This is a genomic window from Streptococcus sp. 11-4097, assembly GCF_018215285.2.
GTDB lineage: Bacteria > Bacillota > Bacilli > Lactobacillales > Streptococcaceae > Streptococcus.
This window is the reverse complement of sequence record NZ_CP185262.1, coordinates 1827580-1849342: the sequence shown is the minus strand read 5'-3', so window position 1 is coordinate 1849342 and position 21763 is coordinate 1827580. Positions and strand designations below refer to the sequence as shown.

General features: G+C 40.5%; 22 protein-coding genes. 20 read left to right on the top strand and 2 right to left on the bottom strand.

Going from position 1 to position 21763, the window contains the following annotated elements; all coding sequences use genetic code 11:
- Positions 1 to 112: 112 nt before the first annotated feature.
- The 19 genes from KB197_RS09065 (at position 113) to KB197_RS08975 (ending at position 17283) form a co-directional block, all read left to right on the top strand.
- Positions 113 to 559: a LytR/AlgR family response regulator transcription factor gene (locus KB197_RS09065; RefSeq protein WP_212573603.1), complete on the top strand. Its 447-nt coding sequence runs from the start codon at positions 113 to 115 to the stop codon at positions 557 to 559.
- A gap of 4 nt (positions 560 to 563) precedes the next feature.
- A complete protein-coding gene (locus KB197_RS09060; RefSeq protein ID WP_212573602.1) occupies positions 564 to 1238 on the top strand; it encodes a hypothetical protein in 675 nt (224 codons plus the stop codon).
- A gap of 105 nt (positions 1239 to 1343) precedes the next feature.
- Entirely contained in the window at positions 1344 to 1532 is a 189-nt protein-coding gene (gene rpmB, locus KB197_RS09055; RefSeq protein ID WP_001140948.1) for a 50S ribosomal protein L28, read from the top strand.
- A gap of 155 nt (positions 1533 to 1687) precedes the next feature.
- On the top strand, positions 1688 to 2053 hold the full coding sequence (locus tag KB197_RS09050) for an Asp23/Gls24 family envelope stress response protein (protein WP_000216437.1): 366 nt from the start codon (positions 1688 to 1690) through the stop codon (positions 2051 to 2053).
- A 2-nt stretch (positions 2054 to 2055) separates the two neighbouring features.
- The gene (locus KB197_RS09045) at positions 2056 to 3723 is read left to right on the top strand and encodes a DAK2 domain-containing protein (RefSeq protein ID WP_212573601.1); all 1668 of its coding nucleotides are present in this window, start codon (positions 2056 to 2058) and stop codon (positions 3721 to 3723) included.
- A gap of 139 nt (positions 3724 to 3862) precedes the next feature.
- Positions 3863 to 4054 (top strand): hypothetical protein, encoded by a 192-nt coding sequence (locus KB197_RS09040; RefSeq protein ID WP_082888142.1) that lies wholly within the window; start codon positions 3863 to 3865, stop codon positions 4052 to 4054.
- Positions 4051 to 4245, top strand: coding sequence for a hypothetical protein (locus tag KB197_RS09035; RefSeq protein ID WP_064276722.1), 195 nt, complete (start codon positions 4051 to 4053; stop codon positions 4243 to 4245). The genes KB197_RS09040 and KB197_RS09035 overlap by 4 nt, the downstream gene beginning before the upstream one ends.
- Positions 4232 to 5116, top strand: a complete 885-nt coding sequence (locus KB197_RS09030; protein WP_064276721.1) for an ABC transporter ATP-binding protein — start codon at positions 4232 to 4234, stop codon at positions 5114 to 5116. The genes KB197_RS09035 and KB197_RS09030 overlap by 14 nt, the downstream gene beginning before the upstream one ends.
- A 1-nt stretch (position 5117) precedes the next feature.
- Positions 5118 to 5855, top strand: coding sequence for an ABC transporter permease (locus KB197_RS09025; RefSeq protein WP_064276720.1), 738 nt, complete (start codon positions 5118 to 5120; stop codon positions 5853 to 5855).
- Complete coding sequence (locus KB197_RS09020) at positions 5855 to 6952, top strand: sensor histidine kinase (protein WP_064276719.1); 1098 nt, start codon at positions 5855 to 5857, stop codon at positions 6950 to 6952. The genes KB197_RS09025 and KB197_RS09020 overlap by 1 nt, the downstream gene beginning before the upstream one ends.
- Before the next feature lies 1 nt (position 6953).
- A complete protein-coding gene (locus tag KB197_RS09015) occupies positions 6954 to 7553 on the top strand; it encodes a response regulator transcription factor (protein WP_064276718.1) in 600 nt (199 codons plus the stop codon).
- Between the two features lie 312 nt (positions 7554 to 7865).
- On the top strand, positions 7866 to 8279 hold the full coding sequence (gene rpsL / locus KB197_RS09010) for a 30S ribosomal protein S12 (protein ID WP_001142332.1): 414 nt from the start codon (positions 7866 to 7868) through the stop codon (positions 8277 to 8279).
- 19 nt (positions 8280 to 8298) lie between these two features.
- Positions 8299 to 8769, top strand: a complete 471-nt coding sequence (gene rpsG, locus KB197_RS09005) for a 30S ribosomal protein S7 (RefSeq protein WP_000087873.1) — start codon at positions 8299 to 8301, stop codon at positions 8767 to 8769.
- A gap of 279 nt (positions 8770 to 9048) precedes the next feature.
- The gene (gene fusA / locus KB197_RS09000; RefSeq protein WP_000090348.1) at positions 9049 to 11130 is read left to right on the top strand and encodes an elongation factor G; all 2082 of its coding nucleotides are present in this window, start codon (positions 9049 to 9051) and stop codon (positions 11128 to 11130) included.
- Positions 11131 to 11454: 324 nt separating this feature from the next.
- A complete protein-coding gene (locus KB197_RS08995; RefSeq protein WP_064276717.1) occupies positions 11455 to 13155 on the top strand; it encodes an acetolactate synthase large subunit in 1701 nt (566 codons plus the stop codon).
- Complete coding sequence (gene ilvN / locus KB197_RS08990; RefSeq protein ID WP_001253803.1) at positions 13148 to 13624, top strand: acetolactate synthase small subunit; 477 nt, start codon at positions 13148 to 13150, stop codon at positions 13622 to 13624. The genes KB197_RS08995 and ilvN overlap by 8 nt, the downstream gene beginning before the upstream one ends.
- 215 nt (positions 13625 to 13839) lie before the next feature.
- Positions 13840 to 14862: a ketol-acid reductoisomerase gene (gene ilvC, locus KB197_RS08985; protein ID WP_000290683.1), complete on the top strand. Its 1023-nt coding sequence runs from the start codon at positions 13840 to 13842 to the stop codon at positions 14860 to 14862.
- A 114-nt stretch (positions 14863 to 14976) separates the two neighbouring features.
- A complete protein-coding gene (ilvA, locus tag KB197_RS08980; RefSeq protein WP_049487446.1) occupies positions 14977 to 16227 on the top strand; it encodes a threonine ammonia-lyase IlvA in 1251 nt (416 codons plus the stop codon).
- A gap of 840 nt (positions 16228 to 17067) precedes the next feature.
- Positions 17068 to 17283: a hypothetical protein gene (locus tag KB197_RS08975; protein WP_001130035.1), complete on the top strand. Its 216-nt coding sequence runs from the start codon at positions 17068 to 17070 to the stop codon at positions 17281 to 17283.
- 90 nt (positions 17284 to 17373) lie between these two features.
- Here KB197_RS08975 and KB197_RS08970 read toward each other — a convergent pair whose 3' ends face one another.
- Both KB197_RS08970 and KB197_RS08965 read right to left on the bottom strand, forming a co-directional pair.
- Positions 17374 to 18114: an amino acid ABC transporter ATP-binding protein gene (locus KB197_RS08970; protein ID WP_064276716.1), complete on the bottom strand. Its 741-nt coding sequence runs from the start codon at positions 18112 to 18114 to the stop codon at positions 17374 to 17376.
- Positions 18114 to 19679 carry an ABC transporter substrate-binding protein/permease gene (locus KB197_RS08965; protein ID WP_212573600.1) on the bottom strand — a complete coding sequence of 522 codons (1566 nt, stop codon included), beginning with the start codon at positions 19677 to 19679 and terminating at the stop codon, positions 18114 to 18116. Before KB197_RS08965 ends, KB197_RS08970 begins: the two co-directional genes overlap by 1 nt.
- A 138-nt stretch (positions 19680 to 19817) precedes the next feature.
- Between KB197_RS08965 and KB197_RS08960 the strand changes: the two genes are divergently transcribed.
- Positions 19818 to 21707, top strand: coding sequence for a DUF2207 domain-containing protein (locus KB197_RS08960; RefSeq protein WP_064276714.1), 1890 nt, complete (start codon positions 19818 to 19820; stop codon positions 21705 to 21707).
- Positions 21708 to 21763 lie beyond the last annotated feature (56 nt).

Sequence of the window (21763 nt, the reverse complement as noted above, 5' to 3'; positions counted from 1 at the left end):
CTGCAAGTTAAGGTGGTCCTACAACCACTTACGGGGTTAAAGTAACCACTTGCTTTTTTGCTCTTGTTTTCTTATTTTCCCTTTGATATAGTAGAGTCAGAAAGGAGATGGAATGAAGTTACGAATTGAAATTGACAGCAATTTAGAGGAAACTGAAATTGTCATCAAGGCAGCGGCTTTGACAGATGAGATTGCGGATTTACAGCGCCTCTTGCAAGAATCCAAGTCTCCTAGGTTGATTTTTTACAAGGGGACGGGTGAATATTATCTGGACTTGTCGGAAATTCTTTTCTTTGAAACAGAGGGGAACAAGATTTACGCCCATACCCAGAAAGATGCCTACGAGGTTCGACTTAAACTCTATGAGTTAGAGTCTATCCTGCCCCGTTATTTCAGTCGAGTATCCAAGTCGACCATTGCTAATATTCGGAAAGTTTACTCGGTTGACAAGTCCTTTTCAGGAACGGGCACCATTTCCTTTTATCAAACCCACAAGGAGGTTCATGTCTCACGGCATTACCAATCCCTCCTAAAAGAAAATCTAAGAAACATGAGGTAAGAACATGAAAAAGAAAGCATTTGGTATTGTGTTGCTTATTTTGGCGGCATGGATTCTGTTTCAGGGACATTATGGTGTCCCATCCCTGGAGACTAAGTATTCTCCCTTCATCTTTATTGCTTTTCTCCTTTATAAGGCGGTAGAATCTTTTCTTAGACATCATTGGACAAGAGCTACTTTTTTAGCATTAATAGCGTTAAATATAGTGAATCTTTTTTATAATTGGATTCAGCTATCTCCTGTTTCACTTATTTTGGCTAGTATTTTAATCGTAATGGGTGTCAGCGCACTCACTCATTCTAACAGAACTTGGAACGGGGAAAAATGGTGGTATGATGGTAAAAAGACCATTCTAACAGATAAGGAAGTTGCTTTTGGAAGTGGGACTTTCTACAAGCAAGAGCAAGAATTGGTAGAAGATCAAGTAGAAGTTGGTTTTGGCAATGCCAAGATATATTATGACAATGCAGAGATTTTAGGAGATACCGCAACCTTGAAGATAGAAGTCGGTTTTGGGAATGCAGTTATCTATGTTCCTCAACATTGGGGAGTTGATTTAAAGGTAGAAACTTTCTGTGGCGTAGCCAAGGCAGATACTCCTCTAGCCCCAACCAGCAAAACCTTGATTATCCGTGGAGATGTGGCTTTTGGGAAGTTGGGAATTGTCTACGTTAAATAAAAAAATCTTCCAATTCCCTTGCAAAAATGAAGAAAGTGTGATAACATAGTACGGTATGTGGTGCTAGCACATCCGCTATATTAGATCTAATAGGAGGAAAACACAATGGCTAAAGTATGTTACTTTACAGGTCGTAAGACTGTATCAGGAAACAACCGTTCACACGCAATGAACCAAACAAAACGTGCCGTAAAACCAAACCTTCAAAAAGTTACTGTTCTTATCGATGGTAAACCTAAAAAAGTTTGGGCTTCAGCTCGTGCTTTGAAATCAGGTAAAGTTGAACGTGTTTAATAATAAAAGTAAGGAGACCTTAGGGTCTTTTTTCTTTTACTGTAGATATAAAATCATTTGAAAAATAGAGTAAATATCCGCTGATACAGTATTCTGCTTTTACACTTGGGCTGAAATATGATAAAATAGAGTATCAACTAGTTGAGGTAAAAAGGATGACTGTAAAAATTAATACAAAAGATGGTCAAATCGAACTAACAGATGAAGTGATTGCAACCGTCGTAGGTGGAGCAGCAACTGAGATTTTTGGTGTGGTCGGTATGGCTAGTAAAAATGCCCTCAAAGATAATTTCCAAGCCCTTCTAGGTAAGGAAAATTATTCCAAAGGTGTCGTCGTAAAGGCAGCCGAAGATGGCAGTATTGCAGTTGATGTATATACCGTGTTGAGCTACGGAACAAAGATTAGCGAAGTGTCAAAAAACATTCAAGAGCGTGTTCGTTTTAGTTTGGAAAACCAACTTGGAATTACTGCTCAGACTGTAAATGTCTACATTCAAAATATCAAAGTTGTAGGAGAATAACCGTGTCAAAAATTACTACTAGCTTATTTCAAGAAATGGTGCAGGCTGCATCAACTCGCTTGAATAAGCAAGCTGAATATGTCAATTCATTAAACGTCTTTCCAGTTCCAGATGGAGATACTGGAACAAACATGGGAATGACCATTGAAAATGGAGCTAAAGAAGTTGCAGACAAGCCAGCTTCTACAGTTGGCGAGGTAGCGAGCATTCTTGCCAAAGGTCTTTTGATGGGTGCGCGTGGGAACTCAGGCGTTATTACGTCTCAGCTTTTCCGTGGATTTTCACAAGCCATCAAGGATAAAGACGAGTTAACAGGTCAAGACTTGGCCCTTGCCTTCCAATCAGGTGTGGAAGTTGCTTATAAAGCAGTTATGAAGCCAGTTGAAGGAACGATTTTGACAGTTTCTCGTGGAGCTGCTATCGGTGCTAAGAAAAAAGCTGAGCAAACTGATGACGCTGTTGAAGTCATGCGCGCAGCCTTGGAAGGTGCTAAAACAGCTCTAGCTAAAACACCAGACATGCTTCCAGTATTGAAAGAAGTTGGCGTTGTGGACTCGGGTGGTCAAGGACTGGTCTTCATCTACGAAGGTTTCCTTTCAGCCCTTACTGGTGAATATATTGCATCTGAGGACTTTGTAGCGACTCCTGCCAACATGAGTGAAATGATCAATGCAGAACATCATAAATCTGTAGCTGGTCATGTAGCGACTGAGGACATCACCTTTGGTTACTGTACTGAAATCATGGTAGCTCTCAAGCAAGGTCCAACTTATGCCAAAGATTTTGACTACGATGAATTCCGTAACTACTTGAATGAGCTTGGAGATTCTCTCCTTGTTGTCAATGATGATGAAATTGTCAAAGTCCATGTCCATACAGAAGATCCAGGACTTGTTATGCAAGAAGGTCTCAAATACGGTAGCTTGGTCAAGGTAAAAGTTGACAATATGCGTAACCAACACGAAGCACAGGTTGAGAAAGAAGCTGCCCAAGTTAGCAAGCCTGCTGAAGAAAAAGAGTATGCTTTGATTGCTGTAGTGGCTGGTAAAGGTCTAGCAGATATCTTCCGTTCTCAAGGTGTGGATTATGTTATCGAGGGCGGTCAAACTATGAACCCTTCAACAGAAGACTTTATCAAGGCTGTTGAACAGGTCAACGCTCGTAACATTATCTTCCTGCCAAACAACAAAAATATCTTTATGGCGGCTCAATCTGCAGCAGAAGTTTTGGAGCAACCAGCAGTAGTGGTGGAAGCTCGTACTCTTCCTCAAGGTTTGACAAGTCTTCTTTCCTTTGATCCAAGCAAGTCCATCGAAGAAAACCAAGAGCGTATGACTGCAGCCCTTAGCGATGTCGTTAGTGGAAGCGTCACAACAGCTGTGCGTGATACAACCATTGATGGCTTAGAAATCCATGAAAACGATAATCTAGGTATGGTGGATGGGAAAATCCTCGTGTCAAACCCTGATATGCACCAAACATTGACTGAAACATTGAAACATATGTTGGATGAAGATAGTGAAATTGTAACCTTCTATGTTGGTGAAGACGGAAGTGAAGAACTTGCCAATGAAATTGCCCAAGAAATCGCAGAAGAATTCGAAGACGTTGAAGTCGAGATTCACCGAGGCCAACAACCAGTTTACCCATACTTATTTAGTGTGGAATAAAAATTTAATAGATTAAAAAGAAAGTTGATTTTGCAACTTTCTTTTTTTATGACATTTGTCATATCTCCTCATGACAGAAGCTTCTAGTGATTCTACCTTCAAAGAATTATACTAGATGTATCAAGTGGAGGAAGAGAAAATGAAACATAAAGTAATTGTCGCAATGAGTTTAGTAGCAGCAGGAGTCATGACTTATCTCATGTTCTCAGGATTGGATGAAGGATTTTATCATTTTCCTTGGGAGTTGTTTGCAAGCTTTGGAATGATGTCTTGGATAATACGAGAAGGTTTGAAATTGGTCTCAGATGTGAAAAAGGAGTTTGAAAAATGAAAAAAGCGATTCTCTATCTTTTTATTGGACTATCACTAGTGGCATGGTTGGTAGAAATGTTTACAGCTTGGTTTGATCAAGCCTTCCTTCACCAATTCATCCGTGGTGCCTGGGGATTAGGATTTATGATTTTTATCGCCTTTCCGATGGGAAAGGAGTGGCTGAAAGGAGAATATCATGAACATGATTAAGGTAGAAAGCTTAAATAAAATCATCAAGGGCAAGGCTATTTTGAAGGATATTTCCTTTGAGGTAGCTGAAGGTGAATGCGTCGCCTTGATTGGTCCCAATGGTGCTGGAAAGACCACACTCTTGGACTGTTTGCTTGGAGATAAACTGGTCACCAGCGGTCAAGTATCCATCCAAGGCTTGCCAGTGACGAGCTCTAAGTTAGACTACACAAGATCCTACCTGCCTCAAGAAAATGTCATCGTTCAGAAATTAAAGGTCAAAGAGTTGATTGCTTTCTTTCAAAGCATTTACTCAAATCCCTTGAGCAATCAGGAAATCGATCAACTATTGCAGTTTGACCAGCAACAAAAAGAGCAATTTGCAGAAAAATTGTCAGGTGGGCAAAAGCGTCTTTTCTCTTTTGTCTTGACCTTGATTGGCCGACCAAAACTTGTCTTTTTAGATGAGCCAACTGCGGCCATGGATACCTCAACCCGCCAACGTTTTTGGGAAATTGTTCAAGATCTAAAAGCGCAGGGAGTTACCATTCTCTATTCGTCCCATTACATCGAAGAGGTAGAGCATACAGCGGACCGAATCTTGGTCTTGAATAAGGGAGAGTTGATTCGCGATACAACACCTCTAGCCATGCGCAGTGAGGAGATTGAAAAGCACTTTATCCTTCCTCTAGCTTATAAGGAAGTCGTTGAGAAGTCAGTCTTGGTTGAAAGGTGGGTACAAAAACAAGATGCTCTGCAAGTAGTCACACGAGAGGCAAATGCTTTCTGGGAACTGTTAGTTCAAGCAGGATGTAGCATACAAGAAATTGAAGTCAATAATCGTAGCTTGTTGGATACAATCTTTGAAGAAACACAAAAGGGAGATGACTAAGATGAAACGATGGATTGCACTAAACAAGATAGAATTTCTATTGACCAAACGTCAATTAGTCTATTATCTATTATCCGTAGGGATGCCGACGGCCTTCTATTTATTCTTTTCAGGCATGTACCAGGACACACCAGATGGGCCAGCAAATTTTATGCGCGACTACCTCATCTCTATGACAGCCTTTTCTATGATGTCGACAGCTATGTTTTCATTTCCAGCTGTCTTACATACCGATAAAATCAACAACTGGCAGAAAACATTGCGCCATACTCCAGTAAATATGGTAGAATATTATCTATCAAAGATAACAAGTATGATGGTTGATTATTTGGTCTCAATCCTGGTTGTTTTCTCAGTTGGGCACTTGGTTAGAGGTGTGGATATGCCTCTAGGAAGCTGGATTGGAGCTGCGCTCTTGCTGATAGTAGGAAGTGTAGCTTTTGTATCGCTTGGCTTGACCTTGACACTCTTGCCTTCTAGTCAGCTGATGTCTGTCGTGGGCAATCTTCTCTATCTAGGCTTGGCTGTTTTAGGCGGACTCTGGATGCCCATCTCTTTATTTCCAGACTGGATGCAAGCAATCGGGAAGTGTCTACCAACTTATCAGTTGATGGAGTTGCTCAAGACCTTCTTAAACGAGGGTGGCATCAATTTATCAGCCACAGTTTATCTACTTGTTTTTTCAGCAGTTTTGTTTGGTTTGACCATTTACCTTCAAGGTCATAAGGAGAATTCTTAATGCTTGAAAGACTGAAAAGCATACACTATATGTTTTGGGCCAGTTTAATTTTTATGATTTTCCCCATCCTACCTGTAGTGACTGGGTGGCTTTCTGTCTGGCATTTATTGATTGATATTCTATTTGTAGTGGCATTTTTGGGTGTTTTAACAACTAAGAGCCAGCGCCTATCTTGGCTATATTGGGGTCTCATGCTGACTTATGTAGTTGGGAATACTGCCTTTGTTGCTGTTAATTATATCTGGTTCTTCTTTTTCCTTTCTAACCTCTTAAGTTATCATTTTGGCGTACGTAGTTTAAAGTCTTTACATGTCTGGACTTTTCTTCTTGCTCAAGTCCTTGTTGTGGGCCAACTGTTGATTTTTCAGAGAATCGAAGTTGAGTTTCTATTCTATCTACTTGGAATTCTTACTTTTGTCGATTTAATGACTTTTGGATTGGTTCGGATTCGGATTGTGGAGGATTTGAAAGAAGCGCAGGCTAAGCAAAATGCCCAGATAAATCTATTGCTTGCTGAAAATGAACGCAGTCGTATCGGTCAAGATTTACATGATAGTCTGGGGCATACCTTTGCTATGCTTAGTGTTAAAACTGATCTAGCCTTGCAGTTATTTCAAATACAGGCTTATTCAAAGGTGGAAAAGGAATTAAGAGAAATACAGCAAATTAGCAAAGAATCAATGCGTGAAGTGCGAACCATTGTGGAAAATCTTAAGTCTAGAACTTTGACATCCGAACTAGAGACTGTGAAAAAGATGTTAGAAATTGCTGGAATTGAGGTGGAAATAGCTAATCAACTAGATACAGCTAGCTTAACTCAGGAATTGGAGTCAACGGCTTCCATGATTTTGCTTGAATTGGTGACTAATATCATCAAACATGCCAAAGCTTCTAAAGTCTACTTAAAATTAGAACGGACAGAGAAAGAACTCATTCTAACAGTGAGAGATGATGGCTGTGGCTTTACTTCTATAAGCGGGGCTGACCTCCATACAGTTCGAGATCGTGTTCTTCCATTTTCGGGAGAAGTAAAGGTAATTAGTTGGAAACAACCGACAGAAGTTCAGGTTCGACTACCTTATAAGGAGAGAAACTAAGATGAAACTACTTGTTGCAGAAGATCAAAGTATGTTGCGAGATGCCATGTGCCAGTTGCTCACGCTTCAACCGGATGTGGAGTCTGTCCTTCAAGCCAAGAATGGGCAAGAAGCAATCCAACTATTAGAAAAGGAGTCTGTAGATATCGCCATCCTTGACGTAGAAATGCCTGTTAAGACGGGCCTCGAAGTCTTGGAGTGGATACGAGCAGAAAATCTAGAAACAAAGGTGGTTGTGGTGACGACCTTCAGGCGTCCTGGGTATTTTGAACGTGCGGTCAAGGCCGGAGTAGATGCTTATGTATTAAAAGAAAGAAACATTGCAGACCTCATGAAAACCTTGCACACCGTCCTAGAGGGACGCAAGGAGTATTCGCCTGAATTGATGGAAGTGGTGATGACGCATCCCAATCCATTAACGGAGCAAGAAATCGCAGTTTTAAAGGGAGTCGCTCAGGGTTTCTCTAACCAAGAAATTGCAGATCAACTTTATTTATCAAATGGAACAGTCCGAAACTATGTCACCAATATTCTTTCGAAACTAGATGCAGGTAATCGAACAGAGGCAGCTAATATTGCGAAAGAATCTGGTTGGTTGTGATGATATAATTTTTTTGAACATTATGTGCTAAAATTGATGGGATTGAATGAAACAATACTAACTTTAGGAGGGTGGGATTCCTCCTTTTTCTTTTTTGGGGGAGCACTACAAAAGAGCTAAAATTAAGAATAAAAAAGAAAAATATCTTGACAACCAATGGAAAATTTTGTTACAATAATAGACGGTACTTTTTACTTTTGGTCTCTCAAGAGTGTACAGGGACGTGCTGACAAATGTTGCAAAAGTACACACAGATGATAGCTGTCACCAAGTGTATCATCACCAAAAATAAAAAAACACAGGAGAATGTAGATGCCTACAATTAACCAATTGGTTCGCAAACCGCGTAAATCAAAAGTAGAAAAATCTAAATCACCAGCTTTGAACGTTGGTTACAACAGTCATAAAAAAGTTCAAACAAACGTTTCTTCACCACAAAAACGTGGTGTTGCAACTCGTGTTGGAACAATGACACCTAAAAAACCTAACTCAGCCCTTCGTAAATTCGCTCGTGTACGTTTGAGCAACCTTATCGAAGTTACTGCCTACATCCCAGGTATCGGACACAACTTGCAAGAGCACAGCGTGGTTCTTCTTCGTGGTGGACGTGTAAAAGACCTTCCAGGGGTACGTTACCATATCGTCCGTGGTGCACTTGATACTGCAGGTGTTAACGATCGTAAACAAGGCCGTTCAAAATACGGTACTAAACGTCCAAAAGCATAAGGAAAGGGGATAAAGAGAAATGAGTCGTAAAAATAGAGCTCCAAAACGTGACGTATTGCCAGATCCGCTTTACAATTCACAACTAGTTACTCGTCTTATCAACCGCGTTATGCTTGATGGTAAACGTGGTACAGCTGCTTCAATCGTTTACGGTGCCTTTGAGCAAATCAAAGAAGCTACTGGAAACGATGCACTTGAAGTATTTGAAACAGCTATGGAAAACATCATGCCTGTACTTGAAGTACGTGCACGCCGTGTTGGTGGTTCTAACTACCAAGTCCCAGTTGAAGTTCGTCCAGAACGTCGTACAACACTTGGACTTCGTTGGTTGGTAACAATCGCTCGTCTTCGTGGTGAACACACAATGCAAGACCGTCTTGCAAAAGAAATCTTGGATGCTGCTAACAACACTGGTGCAGCTGTTAAGAAACGTGAAGACACTCACCGTATGGCTGAAGCTAACCGTGCATTCGCACACTTCCGTTGGTAAAATCATGATGCTAGGAACGCTAAGGATGCAAGGTGAAAATAGGAAACTGACGCAGTATTCGACGAATACAAGGAAGTTTATCTTTTTCACACAGCATCCCGTTCCGGCTCAAATCGGCTAATTAACTTTAGCCCGAGTTCAATTCAACTTGTAAATCTACAAGTTGAAACCAACAATAGCATGAAAACATTGAGAACGGGTAGGTCCTGCCTATCCGTTTTTATTAAAATCGTGTTATAATAGAATAGAAATCAAAAATAAATAGGAGAAACAAACCTCATGGCACGCGAATTTTCACTTGAAAAAACTCGTAATATCGGTATCATGGCTCACGTCGATGCTGGTAAAACAACAACTACTGAGCGTATTCTTTACTACACTGGTAAAATCCACAAAATCGGTGAAACTCACGAAGGTGCGTCACAAATGGACTGGATGGAGCAAGAGCAAGAGCGTGGTATCACTATCACATCTGCTGCGACAACAGCTCAATGGAACAACCACCGCGTAAACATCATCGACACACCAGGACACGTGGACTTCACAATCGAAGTACAACGTTCTCTTCGTGTATTGGATGGTGCGGTTACCGTTCTTGACTCACAATCAGGTGTTGAGCCTCAAACTGAAACAGTTTGGCGTCAAGCAACTGAGTACGGAGTTCCACGTATCGTATTTGCCAACAAAATGGACAAAATCGGTGCTGACTTCCTTTACTCAGTAAGCACACTTCACGATCGTCTTCAAGCAAATGCACACCCAATCCAATTGCCAATCGGTTCTGAAGATGACTTCCGTGGTATCATCGACTTGATCAAGATGAAAGCTGAAATCTATACTAACGACCTTGGTACAGATATCCTTGAAGAAGACATCCCAGCTGAATACCTTGACCAAGCTCAAGAATACCGTGAAAAATTGATCGAAGCAGTTGCTGAAACTGACGAAGAATTGATGATGAAATACCTCGAAGGTGAAGAAATCACTAACGAAGAATTGAAAGCTGGTATCCGTAAAGCGACTATCAACGTTGAATTCTTCCCAGTATTGTGTGGTTCTGCCTTCAAGAACAAAGGTGTTCAATTGATGCTTGATGCGGTTATTGACTACCTTCCAAGCCCACTTGACATCCCAGCGATCAAAGGTATCAACCCAGATACAGATGAAGAAGAAACTCGTCCAGCATCTGATGAAGAGCCATTTGCAGCTCTTGCCTTCAAGATCATGACAGACCCATTCGTAGGTCGTTTGACATTCTTCCGTGTTTACTCAGGTGTTCTTCAATCAGGTTCATACGTATTGAACACTTCTAAAGGTAAACGTGAGCGTATCGGACGTATCCTTCAAATGCACGCCAACAGCCGTCAAGAAATTGACACTGTTTACTCAGGTGATATCGCTGCTGCCGTTGGTTTGAAAGATACTACAACTGGTGACTCATTGACAGATGAAAAAGCTAAAATCATTCTTGAGTCAATCAACGTTCCAGAACCAGTTATCCAATTGATGGTTGAGCCAAAATCTAAAGCTGACCAAGACAAGATGGGTATCGCCCTTCAAAAATTGGCTGAAGAAGATCCAACATTCCGCGTTGAAACAAACGTTGAAACTGGTGAAACAGTTATCTCTGGTATGGGTGAGCTTCACCTTGACGTCCTTGTTGACCGTATGCGTCGTGAGTTCAAAGTTGAAGCAAACGTAGGTGCTCCTCAAGTATCTTACCGTGAAACATTCCGCGCTTCTACCCAAGCACGTGGATTCTTCAAACGTCAGTCTGGTGGTAAAGGTCAATTCGGTGATGTATGGATTGAATTTACTCCAAATGAAGAAGGTAAAGGATTCGAATTCGAAAACGCAATCGTCGGTGGTGTGGTTCCTCGTGAATTCATCCCAGCGGTTGAAAAAGGTTTGGTAGAATCTATGGCTAACGGTGTTCTTGCAGGTTACCCAATGGTTGACGTTAAAGCTAAGCTTTACGATGGTTCATACCACGATGTCGACTCATCTGAAACTGCCTTCAAGATCGCGGCTTCACTTGCCCTTAAAGAAGCTGCTAAATCAGCACAACCAGCTATCCTTGAGCCAATGATGCTTGTAACAATCACTGTTCCAGAAGAAAACCTTGGTGATGTTATGGGTCACGTAACTGCTCGTCGTGGACGTGTAGATGGTATGGAAGCACACGGTAACAGCCAAATTGTTCGTGCTTACGTTCCACTTGCTGAAATGTTCGGTTACGCAACAGTTCTTCGTTCTGCATCTCAAGGACGTGGTACATTCATGATGGTATTTGACCACTACGAAGATGTACCTAAGTCAGTACAAGAAGAAATCATTAAGAAAAACAAAGGTGAAGACTAATCAGTCCTCCCTCTAAAAGGAAGTCACTTAGTGGCTTCCTTTTTTGTATAGTTCCGATAAATTTTATAAATTCTGTAAATGTGCACTCAAAAAACTTTATCTAAAAATGAGTTGAAATAATTTGCGAAGGACATTCATAATATAAATGGAAATAACTTGAAAAAGAATATAAAATACCTTTTAAAACTCATAAAAAACAAAATGATTATTCATAAATAAACTTTAAAATAGAAAATTCAGAAAATTTCTTATTTTGTCTTGAAAAATTTTGAAAAAATGGTATGATAGTAACAAGTTATTTTTAAGTGAAGAGAAAGGGGAACAATGGAGAAAATCAGTTTAGAATCTCCTAAGACGGGGTCGGACCTAGTTTTGGAAACACTTCGTGATTTAGGAATTGATACCATCTTTGGTTATCCTGGTGGTGCTGTCTTGCCTTTTTATGATGCGATATATAATTTTAAAGGCATTCACCACATTCTAGGACGCCATGAGCAAGGTTGTTTGCATGAAGCTGAAGGTTATGCCAAATCAACTGGAAAGTTGGGTGTTGCCGTCGTCACTAGTGGACCAGGAGCAACAAATGCCATTACAGGGATTGCGGATGCCATGAGCGATAGCGTTCCCCTTTTGGTCTTTACAGGTCAGGTGGCGCGAGCAGGGATTGGGAAAGATGCCTTTCAGGAGGCAGACATCGTGGGAATTACCATGCCAATCACTAAGTACAATTACCAAGTTCGTGAGACAGCAGATATCCCTCGTATCATTACGGAAGCTGTCCATATCGCAACTACAGGCCGTCCAGGGCCAGTTGTCATTGACCTACCAAAAGACGTATCTGCTTTAGAAACAGACTTCATTTATTCACCAGAAGTGAACTTACCAAGCTATCAGCCGACTCTTGAGCCAAATGATATGCAAATTAAGAAAATCTTGAAGCAATTATCTAAGGCTAAAAAACCAGTCTTGCTAGCTGGTGGTGGAATTAGTTATGCTGAAGCTGCTGCGGAATTAAATGAATTTGCAGAGCGATATCAAATTCCAGTGGTAACTAGTCTCTTAGGACAAGGTACGATTGCAACGACTCATCCACTCTTCCTTGGAATGGGAGGTATGCACGGATCTTTCGCAGCTAATATTGCCATGACGGAAGCAGACTTTATGATTAGTATCGGTTGCCGTTTCGATGATCGCTTGACGGGGAATCCTAAGACCTTTGCTAAGAATGCTAAGGTTGCTCACATTGATATTGACCCAGCTGAGATTGGCAAGATTATCAGTGCAGATATTCCTGTAGTTGGAGATGCTAAGAAAGCCTTGCAAATGTTGTTGGCGGAACCGACAGTTCATAACAATACTGAGAAATGGATTGAGAAAGTCACTAAAGACAAGAACCGCGTTCGTTCTTACGATAAGAAAGAGCGTGTAGTTCAACCTCAGGCCGTTATTGAACGCATCGGTGAGTTGACGAATGGAGATGCCATTGTGGTAACAGACGTTGGTCAACACCAAATGTGGACAGCCCAGTATTATCCATACCAAAATGAACGTCAGTTAGTGACTTCAGGTGGTTTGGGAACGATGGGATTCGGAATTCCAGCAGCAATCGGTGCTAAAATTGCTAACCCAGATAAGGAAGTGGTCTTGTTTGTTGGGGATGGTGGTTTCCAAATGACTAACCAGGAATTGGCTATTTTGAACATTTACAAGGTGCCAATCAAGGTGGTTATGCTGAACAACCACTCACTTGGAATGGTCCGCCAGTGGCAAGAATCCTTCTATGAAGGTAGAACATCTGAGTCGGTCTTTGATACCCTTCCTGATTTCCAATTGATGGCACAAGCTTATGGAATTAAAAACTATAAGTTTGACAATCCTGAGACTTTGGCTCAAGACCTTGAAGTCATCACTGAGGATGTTCCTATGCTAATCGAGGTAGATATTTCTCGTAAGGAGCAGGTGTTGCCAATGGTACCAGCTGGTAAGAGTAATCATGAGATGTTGGGGGTGAAGTTCCATGCGTAGAATGTTAACAGCTAAACTACAAAATCGTTCAGGAGTCCTCAATCGCTTTACCGGTGTCCTGTCTCGCCGTCAGGTTAATATCGAAAGCATTTCTGTTGGAGCAACAGAAGATCCGAATGTATCGCGTATCACCATTATTATTGATGTTGCTTCACATGATGAGGTGGAGCAAATTATCAAACAGCTCAATCGTCAGATTGATGTGATTCGCATTCGAGATATTACAGACAAGCCTCATTTGGAGCGCGAGGTGATTTTGGTTAAGATGTCAGCACCAGCTGAGAAGCGAGCTGAGATTCTAGCCATTATTCAACCTTTCCGTGCAACAGTGGTAGACGTAGCGCCAAGCTCGATTACCATTCAAATGACAGGAAATGCTGAAAAGAGTGAAGCTCTATTGCGAGTCATTCGACCATACGGTATTCGCAATATTGCTCGAACTGGTGCAACTGGATTTACCCGCGATTAATACTCTTCGAAAATCTCTTCAAATCACGTCAGCTTTGCCTTGCCGTAGGTATATGTTACTGACTCCGTCAGTCTTATTTACAACCTCAAAGCAGTGCTTTGAGCAGCCTGCGGCTAGCTTCCTAATTTGCTCTTTGATTTTCATAGAGTATAAAAATATTTTAAATTTGTTAAACTAGCCTAACAGGCAATAAAAATAGAAAAGAGAGAAAAATTATGGCAGTTCAAATGGAATATGAAAAAGATGTTAAAGTAGCAGCACTTGACGGTAAAAAAATCGCCGTTATTGGTTATGGTTCGCAAGGACATGCGCATGCTCAAAACTTGCGTGATTCAGGTCGCGATGTCATCATCGGTGTACGTCCAGGTAAATCTTTTGACAAAGCAAAAGAAGATGGATTTGACACTTACACAGTAGCAGAAGCTACTAAATTGGCTGACGTTATCATGATTTTGGCACCAGACGAAATCCAACAAGAATTGTACGAAGCAGAAATCGCTCCAAACTTGGAAGCTGGAAATGCAGTTGGATTTGCTCATGGTTTCAATATCCACTTTGAGTTTATCAAAGTTCCTGCGGATGTAGATGTCTTTATGTGTGCTCCTAAAGGACCAGGACACTTGGTGCGTCGTACTTATGAAGAAGGATTTGGTGTTCCAGCTCTTTATGCAGTATACCAAGATGCAACAGGAAATGCTAAAAACATTGCTATGGACTGGTGTAAAGGTGTTGGAGCAGCTCGTGTAGGTCTTCTTGAAACAACATACAAAGAAGAAACTGAAGAAGATTTGTTTGGTGAACAAGCTGTACTTTGTGGTGGTTTGACTGCCCTTATCGAAGCAGGTTTCGAAGTCTTGACAGAAGCAGGTTACGCTCCAGAATTGGCTTACTTTGAAGTTCTTCACGAAATGAAATTGATCGTTGACTTGATCTACGAAGGTGGATTCAAGAAAATGCGTCAATCTATTTCAAACACTGCTGAGTACGGTGACTATGTATCAGGTCCACGTGTGATTACTGAGCAAGTTAAAGAAAACATGAAAGCTGTCTTGGCAGACATCCAAAATGGTAAATTTGCAAACGACTTTGTAAATGACTATAAAGCTGGACGTCCAAAATTGACTGCTTACCGTGAACAAGCAGCTAACCTTGAAATTGAAAAAGTTGGTGCAGAATTGCGTAAAGCAATGCCATTCGTTGGTAAAAACGACGATGATGCATTCAAAATCTATAACTAATTGATAGAAATTAAGGTGAAGGCGAGTTGGGGGACTAACTCGCTTTTATAATCAATTCAGCTTTCTTTTAAGAAGATGGATTGAGATAAGTATGAAATAGTCTAGGAGAAAAAGATGTTAAGTTCAAAAGATATCATCAAGGCTCATAAGGTCTTGAATGGTGTGGTTGTGAATACACCGCTGGATTACGACCATTATTTATCGGAGAAGTATGGTGCTAAGATTTATTTGAAAAAAGAAAATGCCCAACGTGTTCGCTCTTTTAAAATTCGTGGTGCCTATTATGCCATTTCCCAGCTCAGCAAGGAAGAACGTGAGCGTGGGGTAGTCTGCGCTTCTGCGGGGAATCATGCGCAGGGAGTTGCCTATACTTGCAATGAAATGAAGATTCCTGCAACTATTTTCATGCCAATTACTACTCCGCAACAAAAAATTGGACAAGTTCGCTTTTTTGGTGGGGATTTCGTAACCATTAAACTAGTTGGAGATACCTTTGATGCCTCAGCTAAAGCAGCTCAAGAATTTACACTCTCTGAAAACCGTACCTTTATTGATCCCTTTGATGATGCCCATGTTCAAGCTGGTCAAGGGACAGTTGCTTATGAGATTTTAGAAGAAGCTCGAAAAGAATCAATTGATTTCGATGCTGTTTTAGTCCCTGTTGGAGGCGGAGGTCTTATTGCTGGAGTTTCGACTTATATCAAGGAAACAAGTCCAGAGATTGAAGTCATTGGGGTAGAGGCTAATGGAGCTCGTTCCATGAAGGCTGCCTTTGAAGCTGGTGGACCAGTCAAACTCAAAGAAATTGACAAATTTGCAGATGGGATTGCTGTACAAAAGGTAGGTCAATTGACCTATGAAGCAACTCGTCAATATGTTCAAACCTTAGTAGGTGTCGATGAGGGATTGATTTCTGAAACCTTGATTGACCTTTACTCTAAGCAAGGGATTGTCGCAGAACCTGCTGGAGCGGCTAGTATCGCCTCTTTAGAGGTTTTAGCTGAATATATCAAGGGGAAAACCATTTGTTGTATCATTTCTGGAGGAAATAATGATATCAACCGTATGCCGGAAATGGAAGAGCGTGCCTTGATTTATGATGGGATCAAGCATTACTTTGTGGTTAATTTTCCACAGCGTCCGGGGGCTTTGCGTGAGTTTGTAAATGATATCTTGGGGCCAAATGATGATATCACACGTTTTGAGTATATCAAACGAGCTAGCAAGGGGACAGGCCCAGTATTGATTGGGATTGCCTTGGCAGATAAGCATGATTATGCAGGCTTGATTCGTCGAATGGAAGGTTTTGATCCATCTTATATTAACTTAAATGGTAATGAAACGCTCTATAATATGCTTGTCTGAGGACTAATAAAAAAATATCATATTATTTGCACAACTGATGTATAGGTGCTATAATGAGGGTGAAGAAAGGGGGCGATTCCTATGGACTTAGGAAATCGATTACGCTATTTCTATCACAAGTCATTATAGTACCTATTATTTTTTGATTCAGTTTATAGTAAGGGAGTAAAATTACTTGTTATATATAAGGCGTATTTTTAGAATCCACTATTTTATATATGTCTAATCTGAAATTTGGTTAAATATAATAGGAATTAGAAAAAATAATCAATACTAATGAGAAGCCTTATACTGAGTTAACTGAGAAGAGTGATAAGATACTAAGAAGATAAAAAAGTGGAAAATGTTGGAAGATAGGATACTATTGTCTCCTAACTACTCATCTTTTTATAGGTTTGAAGAAATAAAAAGGAATGATAAAGTAAATAAATAGTACCAGTTGATCAAGTGAAAAGTGCTTATAAAGGCAGGAAGAATATCAAAGAAGGAGAAGAGAAATAATAGTTAGTAATAGTGTGGAGAGCAAGTCTTCTGCTATTAGAAATATTATTTTAAAGTTAGGTAAATAGAATAAAGTTGAGTATAAAACCTGTCTAATCTATCAAGAATTGCTATTTGCAAAGTATGAATAATTTTACAAACAAAAGAGTTAATAATACAATTATTTTAAAGGTATTTACTAATGGTTTATAGCAAGGGAAAACCTATATATTATCGGCTTTAATAAGATAGTAATAGAAAAATAAATCATTAATTTTATTGAATATATGTTTTTTTATTGACAAAAGTCATAAAAACGTATACAATTAAATATCGTAAAGAAGAAAATAGGAGAAGGACATGGCTAAGTCAAACTTTGAAAAAGTAGAATCAGTTGTTGGCTGGGTTCGTGATAAGAAAATCACAGGCTACCGTATCTCTAAAGAAACGAATGCGCGTGAAATGTCTATCATTGCTCTAGCGCAGGGGCGTGCAAAAGTAAAAAATATTTCGTTTGAAACGGCTCTAGGTTTAATTGATTTCTATGATAAAAATCATGAAAAATTTGAAGATTAATCTTTGGATGATGGCGGATTCTTGAATAGGGTCTGCCTTTTCATTTTTTGGCTAGTAAAAAGACTGCACGGTTGATGCAGCCTTTTCTTTTTATTTGAGATAACGTTGAAGGAATTCTTTTGTACGTTCTTCTTTAGGATTGGTGAAGAGGTCTTCTGGTTTGCCTTCTTCAGCAATCACGCCCTTATCCATAAAGATAACACGGTGAGAGACATCACGGGCAAATTCCATTTCGTGAGTCACTACAATCATAGTCAAGCCTTCCTGAGCTAGATCTTGCATGATTTTAAGGACTTCTCCAACCATTTCTGGATCGAGAGCTGACGTTGGTTCATCAAAGAGAATAGCGTCAGGATTCATAGAGAGGGCGCGTGCAATAGCTACACGTTGTTTTTGACCACCTGAGAGTTGTTTTGGTTTGGCTTGCCAGTAGCGTTCTCCCATGCCGACTTTTTCCAAGTTTTCTTTGGCAATCTTTTCAGCTTCTGTACGTTCACGTTTAAGGACAGTTGTCTGAGCGACGATTGTGTTTTCAAGGACGTTGAGATTTTCAAAGAGGTTAAAGGATTGGAAAACCATCCCTAACTTTTCACGGTATTGCGTGAGGTCATAGCCTTTTTCGAGGACGTTTTGTCCATGATAAAGGATTTCTCCATCAGTTGGTGTTTCAAGTAGGTTAATAGAGCGTAGGAAGGTCGATTTCCCGCTTCCAGAGCTTCCGATGATAGAGATGACCTCTCCCTTGTGGACAGTGAGTGAAATGTCTTTTAGCACTTCGTTTTGTCCATAGGATTTTTTGAGGTGTTTAATTTCAAGGATTGCTTGTGTCATTATTTCAAATCCTCCGTTTGCATTTGGTTAGCACCTGTAGTATAGGTATCCATGTCCATGCGGCGTTCGATGAAGCGTAGGATACGTGTTACGGTGAAGGTGAGGACAAAGTAAATCACGGCGATGATTGTAAATGTCTGGAAGTATTGATAGGTTTGCGTTGCCACTGTATTTCCTGAGAAATAAAGTTCGACAACCGAGATAACGTTCAATACAGATGTATCTTTGATATTGATGACAAATTCATTGCCAGTTGCTGGTAGGATGTTACGGACTACCTGAGGTAGGACAATCTTACGCATGGTTTGGTTGTGGGTCATACCAAGAGCAGTCGCAGCTTCAAATTGTCCCTTGTCAACTGCTAGGATACCACCACGGACGATTTCAGTCATGTAGGCACCGGTATTGATTGAAACGATGAAGATAGCAGCTAGTGTACGGTCAAGGTTGATACCGAAAGCTTGGGCAGTTCCATAGTAGATAACCATTGATTGAACGATCATTGGTGTACCACGGAAAATTTCAATGTAGACATTGAGGATCCAGCTGACTAGTTTTTGTAGGCCATAAATGGCTTTATTTTCAGATAGAGGAGCAGTACGGAAAACACCAATGGCAAGTCCAATAATGAGACCTGTGATGGTTCCCACGATAGAGATTAAAAGGGTGATACCAGCACCACGCAAGAGTTGTTGCCAGTTTTCAGAAAGAATTTTAGCGACTTGGCTAAAGAAACTACTGCTAGTCTCTTCAGTTGTTGTAGCTTCGGCAGGTTGCTCTTTGATCATACGATCCATCAAGGCAACTTGGTCATCTTTCGAAATGGTTTCAATGCTAGCATTGATTTGGCTAATACGGTTGTCATCTTTACGAAGTCCAATGGCAATAGCTGTATCTTCTTCCCCCGTTTTGAAACCTGGTTCTACTTGAACCATTTTAAACTTAGAGTTAGCAGCTTCGGCAGTCAGTGCTTCTGGGCGTTCAGAAACATAGGCATCGATGACACCAGCCTCAAGAGCTTGACGCATTTGAGCGAAGTCTCCCATGGCTGTTTCTTTTTTAGCACCTGGGATTTGTGCAATCAAGTCGTAAAGGTAAACACCTTGTTGAGAAGTGATTTTCGCACCATTAAAGTCATCCAAAGATTTAGCACTTGCGTAGGCAGAATCTTTTTTGACAAGCAAAACTGGTTCGCTAGTGTAGTAACTGCTTGAAAAGGCAATTTCTTGTTTACGCTCGGCAGTAGGACTCATACCTGCGATAATCATGTCAATCTTACCAGAAGTAAGGGCAGGGACTAGACCTTCCCACTTGGTTTTAACAACCAGAGGTTCTTTACCTAAGTCCTTAGCGATTTTCTTGGCGATTTGAACATCGTATCCGTTAGCATACTGGTTAGTCCCATCGATTTTGACAGCCCCATTGCTATCATCATCCTGAGTCCAGTTAAAGGGAGCATATGCTGCTTCCATCCCGACGCGTAAATATTCATCGGCTTGGGCAACATTGACAAGTCCTAGCATCAGCAAAAGACTTGTGAAAATAGATAAGTATATTTTTCTCATGATTTCTCCTATTTCTAATCTATTAAAAAATAACTGTCTCCTATTTTATCGAAAAAAACTCTATTTTTCAATATAGGTAAGCCCTTACTTGAGAAAAAATGATATAATGATAGCAAAGATAAAAAGGGGGCTTAGTTGATGAAAAAAACTTTTTTCTTACTGGTGTTAGGCTTGTTTTGCCTTCTGCCACTCTCTGTTTTTGCCATTGATTTCAAGATAAACTCTTACCAAGGGGATTTGTATATTCATGCAGACAATACGGCAGAATTTAGACAAAAGATAGTTTACCAGTTTGAGGAGGACTTTAAGGGTCAAATTGTGGGACTTGGACGTGCTGGCAAGATGCCTAGCGGATTTGACATTGACCCTCATCCAAAGGTTCAGGCCGCGAAAAATGGTGCTGAACTAGTAGATGTTACTAGCGAAGTGATAGAAGGAGCAGATGGTTATACTGTTAAAGTTTATAATCCAGGACAGGAAGGCGACACAGTTGAAGTTGACCTCACATGGAATTTAAAAAATTTGCTTTTTCTATATGATGACATCGCTGAATTAAATTGGCAACCTCTGACAGATAGTTCAGGAACTATTGGAAAGTTTGAATTTCATGTAAGGGGAGACAAGGGGGCTGAAAAACTCTTTTTCCATACAGGGAAACTTTTTAGAGAGGGAACGATTGAAAAGAGTAACCTTGATTATACTATCCGTTTAGACAATCTTCCGCCTAAGCGTGGAGTTGAATTGCATGCCTACTGGCCTAGAACCGACTTTGCTAGCGCTAGGGATCAGGGATTGAAAGGGAATCGTTTAGAAGAGTTTAATAAGATAGAAGACTCGATTGTTAAAGAAAAAGAACAAAGTAAACAACTCGTTACTTGGGTCTTCCCTTTGATACTTTCTATCTCCTTGTTATTGAGTGTCTGCTTCTATTTTATTTATAGAAGAAAGACCACTCCTTCGGTCAAATATGCCAAAAATCATCGTATCTATGAACCACCAATGGAATTAGAGCCTATGGTTTTATCAGAGGCTGTCTACTCCACCTCCTTGGAGGAAGTGAGTCCTCTAACAAAAGGAGCAGGTAAATTCACCTTTGATCAACTTGTTCAAGCTACCTTACTAGATGTGATAGACCGTGGGAATGTCTCTATCATTTCAGAAGGAGATGCAGTTGGTTTGAGGCTAGTAAAAGAAGATGGTTTGTCAAGCTTTGAGGAAGACTGTCTAAATCTGGCCTTTTCAGGCAAAAAAGAAGAAACTCTATCCAATTTGTTTGCGGACTACAAGGTATCTGATAGTCTTTATCGTGGAGCAAAAGTCTCTGATGAAAAACGGATTCAAGCAAGAGGGCTTCAGCTCAAATCTTCTTTTGAAGAAGTATTGAAAGAGATGCAAGAAGGAGTGAGAAGTCGAGTCACCTTCTGGGGACTTCCGGATTACTATCGTCCTTTAACTGGTTTGGAAAAGGCCTTGCAAGTAGGTATGGGTGTCTTGACTATCTTGCCCCTATTTATCGGATTTGGTTTGTTCTTGTACAGTTTGGATGCTCATGCTTATTTATACCTCCCCTTGCCAATACTTGGTTTTCTAGGTTTGGTTTTGGCTGTTTTCTATTATTGGAAGCTTCGGCTAGATAATCGTGATGGTGTCCTGAATGAAGCAGGGGCAGAAGTCTACTATCTCTGGACCAGTTTTGAAAATATGTTACGTGAGATTGCGCGATTGGATCAGGCTGAATTGGAAAGTATTGTGGTCTGGAATCGCCTTTTGGTCTATGCGACCTTATTTGGTTATGCGGACAAGGTCAGCCATTTGATGAAGATTCATCAGATTAAAGTGGGAAATCCAGATATCAATCTCTATGTAGATTATGGCTGGCACGGTATGTTTTATCATTCAAGCGCGCAAATGAGCCATTATGCCAGCATCGCAAACACAGCAAGTACCTATTCCGTATCTTCTGGAAATGGAAGTTCTGGTGGTGGCTTCTCCGGAGGTGGAGGCGGTGGTAGTATCGGTGCCTTTTAAAGAGAACTGTCACAGACTGAAAAAATATGCTATAATGGAAGATAGAAAAAGGAGTA